Below are 1,215 nucleotides of genomic sequence, written 5' to 3' on the forward strand. Positions count from 1 at the left end.
GGTGATCGCGGGCGCGGTGCGAGCGCGAATCTGGCGGCCTCGGGCGCGGCGGTAGCCGCCGCAGAAGCTGATCGATGGGGAGTGTCCGAATTTTCGTGTGCGAGGCGCTGAGACTTTTCCACGGCGGCGGTCGGCGCTTGCGACGAACCGACCGACGCGGTGGGAAAGTCGGTGCTCGATCTTACGAGACTCCCTTGGTGAAGCGATCCCCGTAGAGGATGGCGAACTGGTTCATCGCTGATTTCCAGTTGTAGGCAGGCCGGCTCCACTCGGCGGTGATGTTGCGCAGCGCCAGCCAAATGAGCTTGGTGGCCGCCTCGTCACTCGGGAAGTGGCCTCGCGTCTTGATAATCTTGCGCACCTGCGCGTTGACGCTCTCGATGGCGTTGGTGGTGTAGATCACCCGGCGCACGTCCGGAGGGAACGCGAAGAACGGAATCACGCGGTCCCAGGCCCGTTGCCAGGCGGCCACCACCGTGGGGTACCTTCGCCCCCAGTCGCCGCTCTCAAACGCCTGCAAGGCCGCTTCGGCGGCCTCCGCGCTGGCTGCCGTGTAGATCGGCTTGACGGCAGCGGCCAGCGCCTTGCGATCGCGCCAGCTCGCGTAGTCCAGGCTGTTGCGAATGAGGTGAACGATGCAGGTCTGAAGCGTCGTCGCCGGGAAGGTCACCTCGAGGGCCTCGGGCATGCCCTTGAGGCCGTCGGTCACGGCGATGAGGATGTCCTCGACGCCGCGGGTCTTCAGGTCGTTGAACACCTTCATCCAGAACTTCGCGCCCTCGGTGTTTTCGATCCACAGGCCCAGGATGTCGCGGGTGCCGTCCGGCAGCACGCCCAGCGCCAGGTACACCGCCTTGTTGCGCACCACGGCGTCTTCGCGGATCTTCACGCGCAAGGCGTCGAAGAAGACCACCGGGTACACGGGCTCCAGCGGCCGCGACTGCCAGGCAGTGACCTCCTCGACCACGGCGTCAGTGACCCGGCTGATCAGGTCGGGCGAGACGTCCACGGCGTACATCTCCGCCAGGAACTTCTGGATCTCGCGCACCGACATGCCGCGCGCGTACATGGCGATGATCTTGTCGTCGAACCCCGTGAACCGCCGCTCGTGCTTGCCAATCAGCTGCGGCTCGAACGTGGGGTCTCCTCGTTTTCAGTGCAATAAGTGACGGTACGAAAAGCTAGCACTGGCGCGGAGGTGGTGTTGGTAGATCG

The 1,215-nt window shown here is 65.0% G+C and carries 1 pseudogene; it reads right to left on the reverse strand.

Annotated elements, in window-relative coordinates:
* Positions 1 to 181: 181 nt before the first annotated feature.
* Positions 182 to 1,144 (reverse strand): annotated as a pseudogene (locus tag IMZ29_RS22410) (IS256 family transposase); the annotation flags it as partial.
* Between the last annotated feature and the right edge of the window lie 71 nt (positions 1,145 to 1,215).

This window comes from Verticiella alkaliphila (genome assembly GCF_018904615.1).
Lineage (GTDB): Bacteria > Pseudomonadota > Gammaproteobacteria > Burkholderiales > Burkholderiaceae_B > Verticiella > Verticiella alkaliphila.